Origin of the sequence: Micromonospora sp. KC207 (assembly GCF_004348615.1) — a bacterium.
GTDB lineage: Bacteria > Actinomycetota > Actinomycetes > Mycobacteriales > Micromonosporaceae > Micromonospora.
On the sequence record NZ_SMKJ01000409.1, the window covers coordinates 1 to 4401 of the forward strand.

Sequence of the window (4401 nt, forward strand, 5' to 3'; positions counted from 1 at the left end):
GGGGCGCTCGGTGGCCGGGGTGGGCGGCTTCGCCTTCCACAGGCCGGTCTTCTGCGCCGCCAGCCGGGCCAGGTACGCCGGGTTGAGGATGACGTACCGGCGCCAGAGCCGCTTCGGCTCCAGGCCGAGCCGCCAGAACCACTCCAGGCCGGCCCGCTGCATCCACGGCGGTGGGTTGCGCAGCAGCCCCGCGTGGTAGTCGAAGGCCGCGCCGACCGCCATCATCGGCATGTCCAGCAGCGGACGCATCGCGTACGTGAAGACCTCCTGGCGGGGGCAGCCGAGCCCGACCAGGACGAGCCGGGCCCCGCTGGACCTGATCCGGTCGGCGATCTCGACGTCCTCGCCCGGCTGCACGGCGCGGAACTTCGACGGCTCCACCCCGGCGATCTTCAGCGCCGGGAACATCCGCTCCAGCGCCGGGATCAGCCGGGACAGCGTCTCCTCCGTCGAGCCGTACAGGTAGACCGGCAGGCCCTCCTCGGCGAACCGCCGCAGCACGTGCAGGGTCAGCAGCGGGCCGTAGACGCGGTCGGCCAGGCCGGCGTGGTGCAGCACGTTCAGCGCCCAGCGCACCGGCTGACCGTCGGGGGTGACCACGTCGAACGAGTTGAGCCGGGCGTTGTGGGCCGGGTCGAGCACCCCGGTCATCACCCCGTGCACGGCGAGCGCGGTGAGCGCCAGCGGCCGGCGCTCGTGCGCCGCCGCCACCACCCGCTCGGTCGCGGTGGCGTAGTCGGTGGCGTCGACGAGGACGCCGAGAACGTTGCGCTTGCTGCCGTCGGTCATGACGCCGGAACCCACTTGTCCACGTTGGCCTCGTAGATCTCGCGCATGATCATCGGTACGTCGTAGACCTGCTTCCAGCCCGGGTAGTCGGCCTGGAACGCCTCGTTCGAGCCGATCCACCACTTGTGGTCGCCGATCCGGTTCGCCTCGACGTAGTCGGTGATCATCTCCTGGCCGGTGATCTGCTCGGCCAGGGCGAACGCCTCGCGGTTGGAGGTGTTGGAGTGCCGGCCGCCGCCGAGGTTGTAGACGGCCGCCGAGCGGGGCTCGCGGAAGAACGCCTCGAACGCCGACACCACGTCCGAGCTGTGGATCGCGTCCCGGACCTGCTTGCCCTGGTATCCGAAGATCTTGTACGTCCGACGCTCCATGTTGGCGCGCATCACGTACCCGAGGAAGCCGTGCAGCTCGGTCGCGGAGTGCGCCGGGCCGGTCAGCGTGCCGCCCCGGAAGCAGGCGGTCCGCATCCCGAAGTAGCGGCCGTACTCCTGCACCATCACGTCGGCGGCGACCTTGGACGCGCCGAAGACCGAGTGCAGGCAGGCGTCGATCGACATGTCCTCGCGGATGCCCTGCTCGTACGGGTGCCCCGGCTCGATCTCCCAGCGGGTCTCCAGTTCGACCAGCGGCAGGCTGTTGGGGCGGTCGCCGTACACCTTGTTGGTGGAGCAGTGGATCACCGGTGCCTCGGGGCAGTGCTCACGCACGTTCTGTAGCACGTTGAGGGTGCCGCCAGCGTTGACGTCGAAGTCGGTGAACGGGTCCCGCACCGCCCAGTCGTGCGACGGCTGCGCGGCGGTGTGGATCACCACGGCGATGTCGCGGCCGTATCGGGCGAAGAGCTTCGCCAGCGAGTCGCGGTCCCGGATGTCGATGCTGTGGTGGGCGTACGCGCCGCCCAGGTCCTCGGCCAGCCGCCGGACGTTCCACGCGGTCGACGCCTCGGCGCCGAAGAACTCCCGCCGCATGTCGTTGTCGATGCCGACGACGTCGAGACCGAGGCCGGCGAAGTGCCGGACCGCCTCGGATCCGATCAGGCCGCCCGACCCGGTCACCAACGCGACACTCACACGCCACTCCTGGTCCATCGGAGGCAGGGAAACGATCGGAGCATAGCGTGACGTCCGGCACCCACCGGACGCGACGCCGGGCCCGTGAACGGCGAAGGGCCCCGCATCGCCGCGGGGCCCTTACTGTGGTGGGGAAGGGGGGAGTTGAACCCCCACGCCCTTTCGGGCACACGGACCTGAACCGTGCGCGTCTGCCATTCCGCCACTTCCCCGTGGCTTGACCCGGAACACTCTAGCCCGCCCGGATCGGCTGTCCCCAGCGGCCCGGCACATCCTACGGTGTTCCTGGTCTGCGCCGCGACCGGTTACCGTTCGTGGCGGACGAAACTGTAGCACGGCGGAAAGGGCCCGTTCGAACGGGCCGGCGACGGCCGGCCGAGCGGCGTGTGAGCTGCGCGCGCGCCGGCCGGATACCATCATGTCCTCGGGACCCGAGGAGGAGCCGGTGAGCGTGCTGCAACGCTTCGAGAAGCGTCTGGAAGGCCTGGTGGAGGGAGCCTTCGCCAAGGTCTTCAAAGGGGTGGTCCACCCCGTGGAGATCCTCAACGCCATGCAGCGGGAGGCCGAGGCGCACAAGGCGATCCTGGCCGGCGGGCGCACGTTGGTGCCCAACCGCTACGTGATCGATCTCTCGCCCTACGACCACAACCGTCTGGCGCCGTACGCCGCCGCGCTGGCCCAGGAGCTGGCCCAGTCGCAGGCGGAGTTCATCGGCGAGCAGGCCTGGACGGTCTACGGCGACGTCATCGTCGAGATCGAGCGCGGCGAGGGGCTCGACACCGGCATGTTCCGGGTCACCGCCGAGGTCTACACCGGCGGCGACGTGGCACCGGTCTCCGCTCCCGGCTACGACCAGGGCGGCTACGACGTGGGCCCGCCGGCGTACCCGGCGTACGACCAAGGCGGCGGCTACGGCCCGCCACCGGGGCACGGCGGCGGGCGCAACGTCCGGCTGGTCTCCGGCGACGGCCGCACCTACCCGCTCCAGATGGGGTCGACGGTGATCGGCCGGGGCGACCAGGCCAACCTGCGCCTGCCCGACGTCGGCATCTCCCGGCGACACGCCCGGTTGGACTTCGACGGCGGCCAGGTCGTGCTGACCGACCTCGGCTCGACCAACGGCACGATGGTGAACGGCCAGCGCGTCTCCGCCGTCGCCCTCAACCCGGGCGACATGATCCAGCTCGGCACCACCACCCTGACCTTCCGCGTGGACGGCTGATCCGCCTTGCCGGAACTCGTCATCACCGTCGCCCGGTTCGGGTTCCTGATCCTGCTGTGGATCTTCGTGTTCACGGTGGTCGGCGTCATCCGCAGGGACCTGTTCGCTGGTGCCCGGTCGGGCCGGTTGGTGGCCGCGCCCCGGGCGGTTGGCGCCTCGACCGGCCAGCCGCAGGCCAAGCCGGCCAAGGTGAAGCGGGGCAGGGCCGCGCACCAGCTGGTGGTTACCGCCGGTCAGCTCGCGGGCACCCGGATCACCCTGGGCGAGGCGCAGATCACCATCGGCCGGGCCGAGGACTCGACGCTCGTCATCACCGACGACTACGCCTCGGCGCGACACGCCCGACTCGTGCCCCGTGACGGGCAGTGGTTCGTCGAGGACCTCGGATCGACTAACGGCACCTACCTGGATCGCGCTAAGGTCACCGGACCAACCCCCGTCCCCCTCGGCGTGCCGATCCGTATCGGGCGCACCTCTCTCGAATTACGGCCATGACTCTGACCCTGCGCTATGCGGCCCACAGCGACCGCGGTCTGATCCGAGACGGTAACCAGGACTCCGTCTACGCCGGGCCGCGGCTTCTCGCCGTCGCCGACGGCATGGGCGGCATGGCCGCCGGTGACGTCGCCAGCAACATCGTCATCGGTGCCATGGCGCCGCTCGACGAAGACGTCCCCGGGGACGCGCTCGTCGACGCGCTGCGTTCGGCCGTGGGCACCGCCAACCAGCAACTCCGCGACACCGTGGACGCCAACCCGCAGCTTGAGGGGATGGGCACCACGCTGACCGCGACTCTCTTCTCGGGCACCAAGCTCGGCATGGTCCACATCGGCGACTCGCGGGCCTACCTCCTGCGCAACGGCGAGTTCGCGCAGATCACCAAGGACGACACGTACGTCCAGATGCTCGTCGACGAGGGCCGGATCAGCGCCGAGGAGGCGAGCAGCCACCCCCAGCGCTCGCTGCTCACCCGGGCGCTCGACGGGCGCGACATCGACCCGGAATACAGTGTCCGGCAGGTGCTCCCCGGCGACCGCTACCTGATCTGCAGCGACGGCCTCTCCGGGGTGGTGAGCGCCGAAACCATCGCCGACACCATGCGGGAGTACGCCGACCCGCAGCAGTGCGTCGAGCGGCTCGTCCAGCTCGCGCTGCGCGGCGGTGGCCCGGACAACATCACGGTGATCATCGCCGACGCCACCGACCAGGACATCGTCGAGGCGAGCCCGATCGTAGGCGGCGCCGCCGCCCGGGACCGGGGCATGGCCACCTCCGCCGACGTCTCCACCCCCGCCGCGCGCGCCTCCGCGCTCTCCGCCC

5 protein-coding genes and 1 tRNA gene are annotated in these 4401 nt (G+C 70.7%); 3 read left to right on the forward strand and 3 right to left on the reverse strand.

Going from position 1 to position 4401, the window contains the following annotated elements; all coding sequences use genetic code 11:
• The 3 genes from E1258_RS30200 to E1258_RS30210 all read right to left on the reverse strand — a co-directional run.
• A partial coding sequence (locus E1258_RS30200; protein WP_132407093.1) for a WecB/TagA/CpsF family glycosyltransferase occupies positions 1-789 on the reverse strand: 789 nt, incomplete at its 3' end.
• Positions 786-1859, reverse strand: coding sequence for an NAD-dependent epimerase/dehydratase family protein (locus E1258_RS30205; RefSeq protein WP_132407095.1), 1074 nt, complete (start codon positions 1857-1859; stop codon positions 786-788). The genes E1258_RS30200 and E1258_RS30205, both read right to left, overlap by 4 nt.
• 126 nt (positions 1860-1985) lie before the next feature.
• Positions 1986-2071 (reverse strand) — tRNA-Leu (locus E1258_RS30210).
• Between the two features lie 206 nt (positions 2072-2277).
• Here E1258_RS30210 and E1258_RS30215 point away from each other — a divergent pair.
• The 3 genes from E1258_RS30215 to E1258_RS30225 form a co-directional block, all read left to right on the forward strand.
• A complete protein-coding gene (locus tag E1258_RS30215; RefSeq protein WP_007073874.1) occupies positions 2278-3081 on the forward strand; it encodes a DUF3662 and FHA domain-containing protein in 804 nt (267 codons plus the stop codon).
• 6 nt (positions 3082-3087) lie between these two features.
• Positions 3088-3576, forward strand: coding sequence for an FHA domain-containing protein (locus E1258_RS30220; protein ID WP_007073875.1), 489 nt, complete (start codon positions 3088-3090; stop codon positions 3574-3576).
• Positions 3573-4401 (forward strand): PP2C family serine/threonine-protein phosphatase (locus E1258_RS30225; RefSeq protein ID WP_132407097.1); only part of this gene is annotated, 829 nt, incomplete at its 3' end. The genes E1258_RS30220 and E1258_RS30225, both read left to right, overlap by 4 nt.

What these genes read in the sequence shown, in the direction of transcription:
- E1258_RS30215 (WP_007073874.1), top strand. Translation starts at nt 2,278, where the DNA reads ATGTCCTCGGGACCCGAGGAGGAGCCGGTGAGCGTGCTGCAACGCTTC.